This window comes from Streptomyces sp. NPDC048182 (genome assembly GCF_043202555.1).
GTDB lineage: Bacteria > Actinomycetota > Actinomycetes > Streptomycetales > Streptomycetaceae > Streptomyces.
Map to the genome: position 1 here is coordinate 46,848 of NZ_JBIDAQ010000021.1, position 14,920 is coordinate 61,767.

Sequence of the window (14,920 nt, forward strand, 5' to 3'; positions counted from 1 at the left end):
CCCACGTCACGGAGGTCCGATGAACCCCAGGCCGTGGCAGAGCGGTGCGGGCCCCGCCGTGTCCATCACCGGGGCCCGCGCCGGTCTGAGCCAGGACGTGCGCGGCCGCCAGCGCCGGTACGTCGTGGCCATGCTGGTGCGCACCGCGTGCGTGGTGCTGATGGCCCTGACCTGGCACCGCTGGCCGGCCGTCGCCGTCGCCGCCCTCGTCGGCGGGGTCGTGATCCCGTACGTGGCCGTGGTCGCGGCGCAGGCCAGCTGGCGCCAGCAGCGCGGCCCGCGCAGCGCGCCGGCCGCGCCCGTGCCCGCGGCCGAGCCGGCGGTGCGTGTCGTGCTCGAACCGACGGCCGTCCTGCCCCCGGAGCGGGGGGGGGGGGGGGGGGGGGGGGGGGCGCGCGCGGCCGGGGGGGGGGGCGGGGGGGGGGCGGGGGCGCCCCGCCGCCCCCCCCCCCCCGCCCCCCCCCCCCCCCCCCCCCCCCCCCCGCCGCCCCCCCGCCCCCCCCCCCCCCCCCCCCCCCTCCGCCCTCACCCCCGCGGCGCGCCCGCCGCCCGCCGCCCGGGCCGGCACACCGTCACGAACGCGACGACGGCGGCCAGCGCGCTGGCGCACTGCACCAGGGCCATCGGCACCGCCGTGTCCTTGCCGGCCAGCGCGACCGCCGACGAGGCGATCGCCCCCACCAGGAAGCAGGACGTGCCGATCAGCGCGGACGCCGAACCGGCGGCGTGCGGGGTGCGCATCAGGGCCAGCGCGCTGGTGTTGGGCAGGATCAGCCCGAGCGCGGAGATCATCACAAAGAGCCCGGCCGCCAGCGGCACCGTGCCCGCGCCGCCGACGCCGCCCAGGGTCACCGCCAGCAGCGCCGCCCCGGCCACGGCCAGCAGCGCCAGGCCGCAGCCGAGGACCTTCTCCAGCGCGACCCGGCCCACCAGGACCTTGCCGTTGAGCTGCCCGGTGAGCATCAGGCCGAAGGAGTTGAGGCCGAACAGCAGCGAGAACGTCTGCGGGGAGGCCCCGTAGACCTCCTGGACGACGAACGGCGAGGCGGCGATGTAGGAGAACAGCGCGCCGTAGGCGAAGCCGTTGACCATCAGGTAGCCGGCGAAGACCCGGTCGGCGAAGAGCCCCCGCATGATCCACAGGGCCTGGCGCACCCCGCCGCTCTGGCGCCGCCGGGCCGGCAGCGTCTCGGGCAGCGCGCGCCACACCAGCACGCCCAGCGCGGCGCCGATCGCGGCGAGGATCAGGAAGATGCCCCGCCAGGTGGTCAGCCGCAGCACCTGGGCGCCGATGACGGGCGCGACGATCGGGGCGATGCTGGAGATCAGCAGCAGGGTGGAGAAGAACCGGGCCATCGCGAGGCCGTCGTACAGGTCGCGCACGACGGCGCGGGCGATGACGACACCGGCCGAGCCGGCCAGGCCCTGCAGCAGCCGGCAGGCAACGAGCACCTCGGCGCCGGGCGCGAACGCGCAGGCCACGCAGGCGGCCACGTACACGGCCAGGCCCACGAGCAGCGGCCCGCGCCGGCCCCACCGGTCGCTCATCGGGCCGACCACCAGCTGGCCGAGGGCCATGCCGGTCAGACAGGCCGTCAAGGTCAGCTGCACGAGCGTGGCGTTCGCGTCGAGCCCGCCGGCCACCTGCGGCAGCGCCGGGAGGTACATGTCCATCGACAGCGGCGGCACCGCCGCCAGCGCCCCCAGCAGCACGGCCACGAACAGACCGGTCCTGCGCCGCGCCGCCCCCTCTGGCCGGGCCGTCGTGCCCGGCTGGCTGCGGGACCGTTCGCCGTCGGCTGCGACGGCCTCCTCGGCATGGTGAGACATGCGCCCTCCGCGTCGGTCGTGACATGGCTACCGCCCGATGCTGGCAGCAGGGCGCTCGAGAAACGGCGGACAATGACTGTGGCGCACGGCCCACCCCGGCGGGCCCCTAGCGCCCCGCTGCAGTCTGTCTGGAGCGCCCCGGAAGGCGCCTTGGCGGCGCACAGGGCCCGTGTCACTATTTCGGCACGCCCACCCTGCCCGCGAACGGCCCCCGGCGAGCGCGCGCCCCGCGCCGCACCGACCGCCGACTCGCCCACCGGCAGAAGCCTCTGACGGCACATCACCTCTGATGGCCGCTCAGGTGCTGGGCGGTTGCGAACCGGCCACCGGTCCCCACGACCGCCGTCAGGAGCGCCCCCTCATGGAACACCTGGTGCAGCACGCCGTCACCACGATCCACGAACGCTACGGCGAGGCACTGAGCCTGGACGACCTCGCGCGCACCGCGATGGTCAGCAAGTACCACTTCCTGCGCCAGTTCACCCGGGTCACCGGCGTCACCCCGGGGCGCTTCCTGAACGCCGTACGGCTCCAGGAGGCCAAGCGGCTGCTGCGCACCACGCCGCTGACCGTCGCCGACATCGCGGTGCGGGTCGGCTACAGCAGCGCCGGCAGCTTCACCCGCCGCTTCACCGAGGCCGTCGCCCTGTCACCGACCGGGTACCGGGCCCTGTCCCGCACCCCCCGTACCCCCCGTACCGCGGTGCCCGCGCCGGCGGGCGGCGCCGCCCGCCCGGCGCGCTGCGGCGCGGTCGGCGGCGTGCTGCACCCGGGCGACGGCGCCGGCCCCCCGGTGTGCGTGGGCGCGTTCGCCGGCCCGCTCGTCCAGGGCGCCCCGGTCTGCCTCGCCGACGCCGGCCGCTCGGGCCGCTTCCACCTGCCCCGGGTGCCCGAAGGCACCTGGTACCTGCACGCGCTGGCCCACCCCGCCGTGCGGGCCAGGGGCCGCGACACGGCCACGCTGCTGGCCACCGCCGGCCCGCTCGAGGTGCGCGGCGGCGCGGCGCACCGCGTCGACCTCACGCTCTGCGCCCCGGACTGGACCCGCCCCCCGGTCCTGTCCGCCCTCGCGGGCCCCGGCCCGCACCCGCTCGCCGCGTGAGCCCCCCCGGCCCGCACCCGCCCCTCCCCGCCGCGCGCACCCCGCGCGGCGCGCAGCTTCCCCCGCATTTCGACGGCCAACCCGAGAGAAAGCAGAGCCCAGACATGCCAAGGCTATGCAAGCCCGCGGTGCAGGCGCCCGAACACGTCATCACACTGGACCAGACCCTGGACTTCGCCTCGCGCGTCCACGCCGGCAAGCCGCAACTGCCGCTGGCGCTACGGCTGATCAAGAACACCGGGGTGCAGAAGCGGCACATCGTCCAGCCCGTCGAGCAGACCCTGAAGCACCCCGGCCTCACCGAGCGCAACCGCATCTACGAGGCGGAGTCCAAGCGGCTCACCCCGCCGGTCATCGAGGAGGCGCTGCGCAACGCCGACGTCGCCGCCCGCGACATCGACGCGATCATCTACGTCTCGTGCACCGGGTTCCTGATGCCCTCGCTCACCGCGTGGCTGATCAACCGGATGGGGCTGCGCCCCGACACCCGCCAGATACCCATCGCCCAGCTGGGCTGCGCCGGCGGCGGCGCGGCCGTCAACCGCGCCCACGACTTCTGCGTGGCCCACCCCGGCAGCAACGTCCTGATCGTCGCCTGCGAACTGTGCTCGCTGTGCTACCAGCCCGAGGCCGACGACATCGGCTCGCTGCTGTCCGACGGCCTGTTCGGCGACGCGGTCGCCGCCGCCGTGGTCCGCGGCATCGGCGGCGTCGGCATCGAGCTGGAGCGCAACTCCTCCTACCTCATCCCCGACACCGAGGAGTGGATCTCCTACGCGGTCAAGGACACCGGCTTCCACTTCCAGCTCGACCGCCGCGTGCCCGGCACCATGGAGCCGCTCGCCCCGGTGCTGCGGGAGTTCGCCAAGGACCACAGCTGGGACGCCGGCCGCCTCGACTTCTACATCGTGCACGCCGGCGGCCCGCGCATCCTCGACGACCTCGCCAAGTTCCTGGAGGTCGACCGCGACGTCTTCCGGCACAGCTGGGCCACGCTCACCGAGTACGGGAACATCGCCAGCGCCGTCGTCCTGGAGGCCGCCCGCCGCCTGTTCGAGGAGGACACCCCCGCCCCGGACGCGACCGGCCTCATCGCCGGCTTCGGCCCCGGCATCACCGCCGAGATGGCCCTGGGCCGCTGGTCCGAGGGCGCCACCGGCGAGCTGGGCTGACCACGGGCCGCACCCACCGTCAGAAAAGGGAACCCATCCGCATGACCGGCCTCATTCTGCCGCCCGGCCAGGGCCGCAAACTCACCACCAAGGCGCAGGAAGTCACCTTCAAGGCCACCGAGGCGCACGGCTCGTCCGTCTCCATCTTCGAGGTGGTCGTGCCGCCCGGCTTCGACGTCGGCGCCCATGTCCACGGCGAGGCCCAGGAGTTCTTCTACATCCTGGACGGCGAGCTGGAACTGCTGGCCTTCGAGCCCGAGGAGCGCACCGCCGCCGACTGGCACCGCTGGCGCTCCGCGGACGGCGACCGGGTCGTGCGGGCCACCGAGGGCGCCTCGATGTTCGTGCCCCCCGGCACTCCGCACGCCTTCCGCAACGCCTCGCGCAGACCGGCCCGCATGCTCTTCCAGTGCCTGCCCTCACCCGTGCACGAGCACTACTTCGAGGAGATCGCGAAGATCTGGTCGGCCGGCGGCCCCGTCGACCACGCGGCCGTCGAGGACATGCGCCGGCGCTACGACGTCAGCCAGCTCACCCCGCTGCGCTACGACCCACCCACCCCGGCCGGCGACGGCCCGGCCCGCGAGCACGAGGCGTGAGAGACATGACCACCACCGACAGCATCCCCCTGGTCTGCGCGAGCCTGGGCGAGCGCGAACTGGCCGCCGTCGCCGAGGTGTTCGCCTCCGGCTGGCCGGCCGGGCAGGGCCCGCGCGGCAAGGCCCTCGAAGCCGGCCTCAAGGAGCGCTACGGCGCCGGCGACGCGGTCGCCGTCAGCAACTGCGGCGCCGCCCTGCACCTGGCCATGCTCGGGTTCGAGGTGGGGCCCGGCGACGAGGTCATCGTCGCCGACTACACCTTCCCCGCGCCCGCCCACGCGGTGCGCTACGTCGGCGCGCGCCCCGTCTTCGCCGACGTGCGCGCCGACACCGGCACCGTCGACCCCGCCGCCGTGGCCGCCCTGGTCACCGAGCGCACGGTCGGCATCATCGCCGTGGACGTCCTCGGACTGCCCGCCGACTACGCCGAACTGCAGGCGATCGCCGACCGGCACGGCCTGTTCCTCGTCGAGGACGCGGCCTGCGGGGTCGGCGCCACCTACCGGGGCCGCGAGGCCGGCTCGCTGGCCGAGGTGGCCTGCCTGTCCTTCCACGGCCGCAAGGGCGCCACCAGCGGCGAGGGCGGCGCCCTGATCACCGCCGACCCGGCGCTGGGCGCGAAGGCCCGCCAGCTGTCCTCCTTCGGCATCGGCTCCATCTACGACATGGGCCAGGTCATCGGCCTGCCCGTCCCCGAGTTCACCGAGATCGGCTACAACTTCAAACTGTCCGACATCGCCGCCGCCATCCTCCAGGTGCAGCTCACCCGGGTCGAGGAACTCATGGAGCGGCGCAACGCGGTCGCCGCCCGCTACGCGGAGCTCTTCGCCGACGAGGAACTGCTCACCGTGCCGCACGTGCCCGCCGACCGCACCCACGCCTGGCAGTCCTACCTGGTGACCCTGGATGCGCGCGTGGACCGCGGCGCCGTCGCCACCGACCTGCGCGCCCAGGGCATCGGCTGCCTGCACGGCACCTGGGCCAGCCACCTCCAGCCGGCCTTCGACGCTCAGCAGGTCTGCCCGGTCTCCGCCGACCTCTTCCGCCGCAACCTCGGCATCCCCATGCACGCCGAACTCAGCGAGGACCAGGTCGAACGGGTCGCCCGCGCCGTGCGCACCGCCGTCACCGCCCACGCCCGGCCGCTGGGCCGCGCGGCCTGAACAGCCAAGGAGAGCGCCCCATGAAGGGCTCCACCGCCTACCGATCGATCCAAAAGCGCGGCCTGCACATCGGCCTGCTCCCCGAGATGGCCGCCGCCGTCAACCCGCGCACCCCCATCACCCTCGACCACGACCTGGACGCCCTGCCCGAGGCGGGCCGCCGGCTGACCGTCGCCCAGTACGCCGACCACGTCGACGACCTCGCCGCCCGCCTGTGGGCGGCCGGGGTACGCCCCGAGGAGCACGTCGCCCTCTACAAGACGGCCAACGCCGACCACTGGATGCTCGCCGCCGCGGTCTCCCGCATCGGCGCCGTCGTCGTCAACCTCTCCCCGGCCCTGGACGCCGAGACCGTCGCCGTCCTCCTCGAACGCCTCCAGCAGCCGACCCTGCTCACCGACGGCCCCAAACTCGACACCCTCGACGCCGCCGCGCTCGCCGACCGGACCCGGCGGGTGATCACCTCCGCCTTCGACCGGCCCGGAGCGATCTCCCTGGCCGGCCTGGCCGGCTCGCCGCGGGTGCGGCCGGTCGTGCGCGACCTGGACGCCGCCGCCGTCATCACCCACACCTCCGGCACCACCGGCATCCCCAAACTCGTCGTGCACACCGCCCGCACCCAGGGCGTGCGCCTGATCCCGCAGTGGCGGCTGCTGCGCGCCCTGCGCGGCAGCGAACCCGTCGCCATCCACGTCCCCTTCGTGCACTCGCGGATGGTCGCGGCGATGTCCCTGGCCCTGCTGCGCCAGTACCCGGTGCTGCTGCTGCGCGAGAGCGACCCGGCCGCCGTCGCCGAACAGCTCCTCGAGCACCGCCCGGTCCTGCTGGAGGCGCTGCCCAACTCCCTGATGGAATGGGAGCACCTGGCCGACGACCCGCGCGGCCCGTTCTCCTCCGTCAAGGTCTTCAGCTCCACCTTCGACGCCATCCACCCCGCCACCATGAGCCGCCTGCTGGGCGCCTCCGACCGGCGCGGCGCGCTGTTCTTCCAGATCTACGGGCAGAGCGAGGTCGGCCCCGCCGTGGGCCGCGCCTACTTCCGCTCCAGCGCGCACAAGGCCAACGGCCGCTGCGTGGGCTGGCCCATGCCGCACGGCGCCGCCCGCATCCGGGTCGTCAGCCGCGACGGCCGCACCCCCGGCGAGGACAACCCCGGCCGCATCGAGGTCGCCTGGCCCGGCATCGCCAAGACCTACCACGGCGAGCAGGACCGCTACGACGCCAACCGCGACGGCCAGTGGTGGGGGACCGGCGACGTCGGCTACCGCACCCGCCTGGGCTGCCTGCACCTGCTCGACCGCGAGATCGACATGATCCCCGGCGTCAAGAGCTCCCTGGAGATCGAGGACGTGGTCCTGGGCCGGCTGCCCGAGCTGAGCGAACTCGTCGTCGTCAAGGGCCCCGACTCCGGCGCCGTCCCGGTGATCTGCACGCTCGACGACCAGCCGCTGGACCCGGCGCGCTGGCGCCGGGCCGCGGCCGAGTTCCCGCAGCTCGCCGACCCCGTGCAGATCCCGCAGGCCGAACTGCCCCGGACGGCGACCTTGAAGGTGCAGCGCCTGGCACTGGCCCGCCGCTTCGAGCAGCCCCCCCAACCCCGGACGTGATCGGCCCGCACGGCAACGGCCCCCACCGAAAAGGATCACCGCCATGACGTCCCACGCCACCCTTCGGCGCCTGCGCGAGTACATCGTCGGACCCACCCGGTTCATGACCCTGCTGACCGTGTTCGAGCTGGGCGTCGTCGACCTGCTGCGCGAGCGGCCCGGGCTCGGCGCCGCCGACCTCGCCCGGGCGACCGGCGCCCGGCCCGACGCCGTGGAACAGCTGCTGTTCCTCCCCGTCAAGGAAGGCTTCCTCACCCAGGACGAGGACGGCGGCTACCGGCTGGGCACCCTCGGCGACGTCGCCGACGCCGACCTCGCCCGCGCCCGCGGCGTCATGCACCTGGTCAAGGTGACCGCGCTGCGCCAGCTCTTCCACCTCACCGAGTCCACCCGCACCGCCACCGTCGTCGGCCTCAAGGAGCTCTACGGCGTGGACGGCACCCTCTACGACGCCGCCACCGGCCACCAGGACCTGCACGACGCCTGGCTCGAGCCGATGAACACCGTCAGCGCCACCATCGACCCCTGGTTCTTCGCCCACGTCGACATCCCTCCCGGCTCCCGGGTCCTGGACGTGGCCGGCAACACCGGCCAGGGCGCCCTGCACACCTGGCGCCACCACCCCACGGCCGGCCTGACGGTGACCACCTTCGACCTGCCCGACAAGCGCGCCGAGGCCGAGGCCAACTTCCGCGCCGCCGGCCTTGAGGACCACCTGTCCTTCGTCGGCGGCAACGTCTTCGACACCCTGCCCGGCGGCTTCGACGTCGCCTTCGTCAAGCACTTCCTCGACATGTTCGACAAGGACGAGGTCCTCACGATCCTCACCCACGTCGCCGACGCACTCGAGCCCGGCGGCCAGATCCACGTCCTGGTACCGGTCTACCCCGAGGACATCGCCGACGCCGAGAACTACAACGTCGACTTCTTCCCCGCCTTCTTCCTCGGCGCCGCCATGGGCCAGGGCGGCCCCCAGAAGCTGTCGGTCTACCAGAGCCTGCTGGAGCAGGCCGGATTCAAGGTCACCCAGGCCCTGGTGCGCGACCCCGCCGACATCCCCCCCGACGTCATCCCCGTCCAGGCCCTGCTCAGCGCCACCAAGACCGGCTGACCCCCCCCGCACACCCCCGCCCGCGACGGCACCCCCCCACCCGCAAAGGAGCAGACGATGACCACCCTGATGCTGCTGCCCGACGGCATGCGCCGCTGGTCCAAGAAGAACGGCGTCTCCCTGGACGACGGCTACGACGCGATGGCCGAGAAACTGATCGACCTGTTCACCTGGGCCAAGCAGGAGGGCGTCACCACCCTCTACGTGACCGCCTCCTCCGCCGCCAACCACAGCCGTCCCGAAGCGGCCGTCACCACCTTCCTGGAAGCCTTCACCGACCTGGTGCGCCGCGTCCACGACACCCTCTCCTTCGACTTCTCCGGCTCCCTCGACCTCGTCGACGACCACTACCGCGGCGAACTCGAGACCCTGCGCGACAAGTCGAACAAGGACGCCGGATTCACCCTCCACTACATCCTGGGCATGTCCCTCACCCGCGAGGTGATCGGCATCTTCAACCGCCTCAACGGCACGATCCCCGCCCTGACCGAGGAGATCCTCGCCGAGCACGCCTACGTGCCCACCCAGGTCGACTACCTCATCCGCACCGGCGGCGCGACCCGCATGTCCTCCTTCTTCCCGCTGCTCTCCCCCTACGCCGAACTGCACTTCTCACCCGTGCTGTTCCCCGACATCACCCGCGAGGACTTCACCGCCGCCCTGGACGACCTGCGCGGACGCGAGCGGCGCTTCGGCGGCTACCCCACGGCCTGACGACCCACCCGAACGTGAGGACCCCATGTCCAAGAGCACCGAGATAGACCGGGTCTGCGCGGCCCTCGAGGAGTCGGCGCGCCTGGCCGGCACGGTCTGCGACCGCGCTAACGTCCTGCCCGTCCTTCAGGCCTTCGGCGACGACCTGCCCCACGCCATGATCGTGTTCGGGGTGCAGGCCGGCACCGGGCACGTCGGCGAACTCGACTACAGCTTCACCGTCCCCGCCACCGTCACCGACCCCTACCCGCACGCCCTCGCCCACCACCTGACCGCCCCCACCGACCACCCCGTCGCCTCCCTGCTCGCCGAGGTCCGCGACCACTGGCCGGTGGCCGAGTACTTCGTCGACGCCGGCATCGTCGGCGGCTTCAAGAAGCTGTACGCGCACTTCCCCCAGCACCTGCAGAAAGTCTCCGACCTCACCGCCCTGGACAGCGTGCCCGACGCCGTCGCCGCCAACGCCGACCTCTTCGCCCGCCACGGCCTGGACCAGATCGCCATGATCGGCGTCGACTACCGCCACCGCACCATGAGCCTGTACTTCCACTTCGGCCCCGGCGGACAGCTCACGCCCGACACCCTGGGCTCCCTGCTGCGCGAGGCCGGCATGCCCGAGGCCCGCCGCGAGGTCCTCCAGTTCGCCCACACCTCGCTGCGCGGCAACATCACCCTGGGCTGGGACAGCCCCGACATCCTGCGCATCGCCTTCGCCCCGCCCCCCGTGCGCGGCCTCGACCCCGCCGCCCTGCCCGGGCGCACCGGAGCACACCTGGAGGCGTTCGCCCGCCGCGCCCCGCGCCGCTACGACGGCGAACAGGTCAACCTGTTCGCCGTCAAATGGGTGCCCGGCGAGGAGTACCTGGAGATGTGCTCCTACTACCAGCTCTCCGCCCTGCAGCGGCAACTGCTCACCACCGCCCCCCACACCGAGCGGTAGGCGCCCCCGTGTCCCAGACCCCACCCCCGCCCGCCACCGCCCGCCCCGACCTGGCCGCCCAGGCCGACGCCCTGTTCGCCGCCGCCGCCCAGGGCCCGCCCGCCGGGCTCGCCGCACGCCTGGTGCGGATGACGCTGACGGCCTGGGAGAACCCGGCCGCCCGACCCGAACTGCTGGCCCGGATCGGCGCCGCCGGCACCGAGGACGGCGCCGCCCGCCTGCGGGCCCACTTCACCGCCCTGTACCTGGAGCGGGTGGGCACCCTGGTCCCCGCGCCCCGGCTGCACCTGAGCGCGGCCGCCGCCCAGATCGTGGGCCTGATCATGGCCCGCTACGTCCTGGCCATCGAACCGGTCGCCTCCGCGCCCCTGGACCGCGTCGTCGACACCTTCGCCCCCGCCATCCAGCACCACCTCGACGCCGCCCCCGACCCCCTCGACCCCAAGGAGAGCGCATGAGCGCCGCACCCGCCGCCGCGGACACCCCCGAACGCGCCGCGCACAAGCTGTACGCGGCCATCGAGGAGACCGCCGCCCTGCTGGACGTGCGCGTCGACCCCGCCACCACCCGGCCGATCGTCACCGCCTTCCAGGACCACCTCGCCCAGGCGGCCATCCTCTTTCGCTCCGCCACCGACCAGCGCCACGCCGGCGAACTCAACCTGCACCTGATGATGCTGCCGGGCGACAGGGACCCCTACGCCCTGCTGCACGCCAAGGGCCTGGCCGAAAAGAGCGACCACCCCAGCTCCCGGCTGCTCGCCGAGGTCGCCGACCGCTTCCCCGTCGCCAGCTACGGCATCGACTTCGGCGTCGTCGGCGGCTTCCAGAAGACCTGGTCGTGCTTTCCCACCGACGACATGCAGCGCCTGAGCGAGATCGCCGACCTGCCCTCCGCCCCGCGCGCCGTCGCCGACAACCTCGCCTTCTTCGCCCGCTACGGCCTGGACAAGCACGTCACCCTCATCGGCATCGACTACGCCCAGCGCACCATGAACCTCTACTTCGGCGAGGTGGAGTCCCTCCTTCAGCGCGACGCCGCCCGCGCGATGCTGCGCGAGATGGACATGCCCGAACCCAGCGAGGCGCTGCTGCACTTCGCCGAACGGGCCTTCGGCTTCTACGTCACCCTCACCTGGGACTCGCCCCGCATCCAGCGGTTCTGCTACGCGGCGATCGCCGTCGACCCCACCACCGTCCTCGCCCACCCCGAACCGGAGATCGAACGGTTCCTGAGCACCGTCCCCTACGGCCACGACACCCCCAAGGCCGTCTACGCCGCCCTCTCCCCGAAGGACGGCGGCGAGTACTACAAGATCCAGACCTACTACCAGTGGCGCCCGCGGCTGACCAGCCACATGCACGCCACCGTGGCCGACGCCGGCCGCTGACACCCCGCCCCGCCCCCGCCGGGGGGGGGGCGCCCCGCCCCCCAAGACCCCCACACCTTCGGATTCACCCTGCGCTGAGGAGCCGTTCATGGGCCTTCTGGAGAAGATCACATGCCCCCACGACGTGCGCAGCCTCCCCGCGTCGCGGCTGCCCGCCCTCGCGGCCGAGATCCGCGCGTTCCTCGTGGCCGCCGTCTCCCGCACCGGAGGGCATGTCGGGCCCAACCTCGGAGTCGTCGAACTGACCCTGGCCCTGCACCGCGTCTTCGAATCCCCCCGCGACCGGCTGCTGTTCGACACCGGCCACCAGACCTACGTCCACAAACTGCTCACCGGCCGCGCCGGCAAGTTCACCGCGCTGCGCCAGAGCGGCGGACTGTCCGGATACCCCTGCCGCGCCGAGTCCGAGCACGACGTCATCGAGAACTCCCACGCCTCCACCGCCCTGTCCTACGCCGACGGCCTGGCCCGCGCCCGGCAGCTGCGCGGCGAGCAGGGCCACGTCGTCGCCGTCGTCGGCGACGGCGCGCTCACCGGCGGCATGGCCTGGGAGGCGCTGAACAACCTCGCCGCCGGCCCCGACCGGCCGGTGGTCATCGTCCTCAACGACAACGGCCGCTCCTACGCGCCCACCGTCGGCGGCCTCGCCACCCACCTGGCCGCCCTGCGCACCCCCCAGCCCGCCGCCGGGTCCCTCTTCGAGGACCTCGGCCTGGCCTACCTCGGCCCCGTCGACGGCCACGACACCGCCGCCCTGGAAGCGGCCCTCGCAGCCGCCCGCGACCTGGCCCGCCCCGTCGTCGTGCACTGCCTCACCCGCAAGGGCCACGGCTACGCCCCCGCCGAGCACCACACCGAGGACCACCTGCACGGCCCCGGCGCCTTCGACCCGCACACCGGCGCGGCGAAGGCCGCCCCCCGCACCACCTGGACCGACGTCTTCGGCGACGAACTGGAGAAGATCGCCGCCGAACGCCCCGACGTCGTCGCCCTGACCGCCGCCATGGCCCACCCCACCGGCCTGGCCGGCCTGGCCGGCACCCACCCCGAACGCGTCATCGACGTCGGCATCGCCGAACAGCACGCCGTCACCTGCGCCGCCGGCCTGGCCCTGGGCGGAGTGCACCCCGTCGTCGCCGTCTACGCCACCTTCCTCAACCGCGCCTTCGACCAGGTCCTCATGGACGTCGCCCTGCACCGCCTGCCCGTCACCTTCGCCCTGGACCGGGCCGGCGTCACCGGCAGCGACGGACCCAGCCACAACGGCATGTGGGACCTGTCGATGCTCTACCCCGTGCCGGGCCTGCGCATCGCCGCCCCCCGCGACGCCGCCCGGCTGCGCGAACTGCTGCGCGAGGCCGTCGACATCGACGACGGGCCCAGCGTCGTGCGCTACCCCAAGGGGGAGGCCGCCGCCGACCTCGAGGCCGTCGCCCGCATCGGCACCATGGACGTCCTCTCCCGCCCGGCCGGAGAGCACCCGCGCCCCGGCACCGCCGACGTCCTGCTGGTCGGCGTCGGCTCCCTCGCCGCGGCCTGCGTGGAGGCGGGCCGGCTGCTGGCCGCCCAGGGCCTGGCCGTCACCGTCGTCGACCCGCGCTGGGCCAAGCCCCTGGACCCCGCCCTGGCCGGCGCCGCCCGCCGCCACCGCCTGGTCGCCGTCGTCGAGGACAACGGGCGCGTCGGCGCGGTCGGCGACGCGGTTGCCCGGCTGCTGCGCGACGCCGCCGTCACCACCCCCCTCACCACCCTCGGCGTCCCCCAGACCTTCCTCGCCCACGCCGACCGCAACGCGATCCTCGCCGCCGCCGGCCTGAGCGCCCCCGCCCTCGCCCGCACCCTCGCCGACACCGTCCGCGCCCTGGACGCCACCCGCGCGGGCGAGCCCCGCCTGCCCCTTCACGCCTGAGAGGAGGCGAGCCCCGTGCCGCACGTGGACCTGGGCCTGCCGCACGTCCCGAACCGGCCGGTCGCCACCCGGCGCCGCTCCCGCCCGCTGAAGGTGGGCGCCGTCGGCGTCGGCGGCGACCACCCCGTATCGGTGCAGTCGATGACCACCACCGTGACCGCCGACGTCCAAGCCACCCTCCAGCAGATCGCGGCGCTCACCGCGGCCGGCTGCCAGATCGTGCGCGTCGCCGTCCCCTCCCAGGACGACGCCGACGCACTGCCCCTGATCGCCCGCAAGGCGCAGATCCCCGTCGTCGCCGACATCCACTTCCAGCCCAAGTACGTCTTCGCCGCCATCGACGCCGGCTGCGCCGCGGTGCGCGTCAACCCCGGCAACATCAAGAAGTTCGACGACCGGATCGGCGACATCGCCGCCGCCGCCCGCGACGCCGGCGTCCCCATCCGCATCGGCGTCAACGCCGGCTCCCTGGACCCGCGGCTGCTGGCCCGCCACGGCCGGGCCACCCCCGAGGCGCTGGTCGAGTCCGCGCTGTGGGAGGCGTCGCTGTTCGAGGAGCACGGCTTCGGCGACCTGAAGATCTCCGTCAAGCACAACGACCCGGTGGTGATGATCGAGGCCTACCGCCAGCTCGCCGCCGCCTGCGACTACCCCCTGCACCTCGGCGTCACCGAGGCCGGCCCCGCCTTCCAGGGCACCGTGAAGTCCGCCGTGGCGTTCGGGGCGCTGCTCGCCGAGGGCATCGGCGACACCCTGCGCGTCTCGCTGTCGGCCGACCCGGTCGAGGAGGTCAAGGTCGGCATCAAGATCCTCGAATCGCTCGGCCTGCGCGAACGCGGCCTGGAGATCGTCTCCTGCCCCTCCTGCGGACGCGCCCAGGTCGACGTGTACAAGCTGGCCGAGGAGGTCAACGCCGCCCTGGAGGGCTTTCCCGCCCCGCTGCGCGTCGCGGTCATGGGCTGCGTCGTCAACGGGCCGGGCGAGGCGAGGGAAGCCGACCTGGGCGTGGCCTCCGGCAACGGCAAGGGCCAGATCTTCGTGCGCGGCGAGGTCGTGCGCACCGTCCCCGAGTCGCAGATCGCCCAGAGCCTCATCGAGGAGGCGATGCGCCTGGCCGAGGAGATGGGCATCGACCCGCTCGCCGTCCAGGACGATTCGAAGACCGCTTGAACTTCCCTGGAGAACACGGCCGGTTGATGGACAGCCGGCGGCCCTGATTCCTAGCGTGGCCCCCTGACTGGGCACGAGCCGGGGGCCACGCGGGAGCGCATGCGGCCACGGACGCCCTCAAGGGCCCGGCCGCGGACGGCCCCTTCCCGTGCGACGAGACCCCCCCTTTTTAAGGAACCCGCCATGACGACGTCAGAACGCGCGCCCGCCCCC

General features: G+C 73.8%; 13 protein-coding genes and 1 pseudogene. 13 read left to right on the plus strand and 1 reads right to left on the minus strand.

What is annotated here, in order from left to right; genetic code table 11:
- Positions 1 to 19: 19 nt before the first annotated feature.
- Positions 20 to 247, plus strand: a pseudogene (locus ACGFZL_RS30155) (DUF3099 domain-containing protein); the annotation flags it as partial.
- A 278-nt stretch (positions 248 to 525) separates the two neighbouring features.
- On the opposite strand, the gene ACGFZL_RS30160 reads toward ACGFZL_RS30155, so the two are convergent.
- Positions 526 to 1,830, minus strand: a complete 1,305-nt coding sequence (locus tag ACGFZL_RS30160; protein ID WP_393696488.1) for a multidrug effflux MFS transporter — start codon at positions 1,828 to 1,830, stop codon at positions 526 to 528.
- 361 nt (positions 1,831 to 2,191) lie between these two features.
- Here ACGFZL_RS30160 and ACGFZL_RS30165 point away from each other — a divergent pair, with 361 nt between their 5' ends.
- The 12 genes from ACGFZL_RS30165 to ispG all read left to right on the plus strand — a co-directional run bounded on the left by ACGFZL_RS30165 (position 2,192) and on the right by ispG (position 14,707).
- Positions 2,192 to 2,932 (plus strand): helix-turn-helix transcriptional regulator, encoded by a 741-nt coding sequence (locus tag ACGFZL_RS30165; RefSeq protein WP_393696490.1) that lies wholly within the window; start codon positions 2,192 to 2,194, stop codon positions 2,930 to 2,932.
- A gap of 104 nt (positions 2,933 to 3,036) precedes the next feature.
- The gene (locus ACGFZL_RS30170; RefSeq protein WP_355176240.1) at positions 3,037 to 4,104 is read left to right on the plus strand and encodes a type III polyketide synthase; all 1,068 of its coding nucleotides are present in this window, start codon (positions 3,037 to 3,039) and stop codon (positions 4,102 to 4,104) included.
- Between the two features lie 41 nt (positions 4,105 to 4,145).
- Positions 4,146 to 4,703, plus strand: coding sequence for a cupin domain-containing protein (locus ACGFZL_RS30175; protein ID WP_393696492.1), 558 nt, complete (start codon positions 4,146 to 4,148; stop codon positions 4,701 to 4,703).
- A 5-nt stretch (positions 4,704 to 4,708) separates the two neighbouring features.
- Positions 4,709 to 5,866 carry a DegT/DnrJ/EryC1/StrS family aminotransferase gene (locus tag ACGFZL_RS30180; RefSeq protein ID WP_393696494.1) on the plus strand — a complete coding sequence of 386 codons (1,158 nt, stop codon included), beginning with the start codon at positions 4,709 to 4,711 and terminating at the stop codon, positions 5,864 to 5,866.
- A 20-nt stretch (positions 5,867 to 5,886) separates the two neighbouring features.
- The gene (locus tag ACGFZL_RS30185) at positions 5,887 to 7,473 is read left to right on the plus strand and encodes a class I adenylate-forming enzyme family protein (protein ID WP_393696496.1); all 1,587 of its coding nucleotides are present in this window, start codon (positions 5,887 to 5,889) and stop codon (positions 7,471 to 7,473) included.
- A gap of 43 nt (positions 7,474 to 7,516) precedes the next feature.
- Positions 7,517 to 8,584, plus strand: a complete 1,068-nt coding sequence (locus ACGFZL_RS30190; RefSeq protein WP_355176236.1) for a methyltransferase — start codon at positions 7,517 to 7,519, stop codon at positions 8,582 to 8,584.
- A 57-nt stretch (positions 8,585 to 8,641) separates the two neighbouring features.
- Positions 8,642 to 9,298: an undecaprenyl diphosphate synthase family protein gene (locus tag ACGFZL_RS30195; RefSeq protein ID WP_393696498.1), complete on the plus strand. Its 657-nt coding sequence runs from the start codon at positions 8,642 to 8,644 to the stop codon at positions 9,296 to 9,298.
- A 25-nt stretch (positions 9,299 to 9,323) separates the two neighbouring features.
- A complete protein-coding gene (locus ACGFZL_RS30200; protein ID WP_355176234.1) occupies positions 9,324 to 10,238 on the plus strand; it encodes an aromatic prenyltransferase in 915 nt (304 codons plus the stop codon).
- 8 nt (positions 10,239 to 10,246) lie between these two features.
- Positions 10,247 to 10,696, plus strand: coding sequence for a hypothetical protein (locus ACGFZL_RS30205; RefSeq protein ID WP_393696500.1), 450 nt, complete (start codon positions 10,247 to 10,249; stop codon positions 10,694 to 10,696).
- Positions 10,693 to 11,628, plus strand: a complete 936-nt coding sequence (locus ACGFZL_RS30210) for an aromatic prenyltransferase (RefSeq protein WP_393696504.1) — start codon at positions 10,693 to 10,695, stop codon at positions 11,626 to 11,628. Before ACGFZL_RS30205 ends, ACGFZL_RS30210 begins: the two co-directional genes overlap by 4 nt.
- A gap of 88 nt (positions 11,629 to 11,716) precedes the next feature.
- Entirely contained in the window at positions 11,717 to 13,537 is a 1,821-nt protein-coding gene (locus ACGFZL_RS30215; RefSeq protein WP_393696506.1) for a 1-deoxy-D-xylulose-5-phosphate synthase, read from the plus strand.
- A 15-nt stretch (positions 13,538 to 13,552) separates the two neighbouring features.
- Positions 13,553 to 14,707, plus strand: coding sequence for a flavodoxin-dependent (E)-4-hydroxy-3-methylbut-2-enyl-diphosphate synthase (gene ispG / locus ACGFZL_RS30220; protein ID WP_355176230.1), 1,155 nt, complete (start codon positions 13,553 to 13,555; stop codon positions 14,705 to 14,707).
- Positions 14,708 to 14,920: the final 213 nt, after the last annotated feature.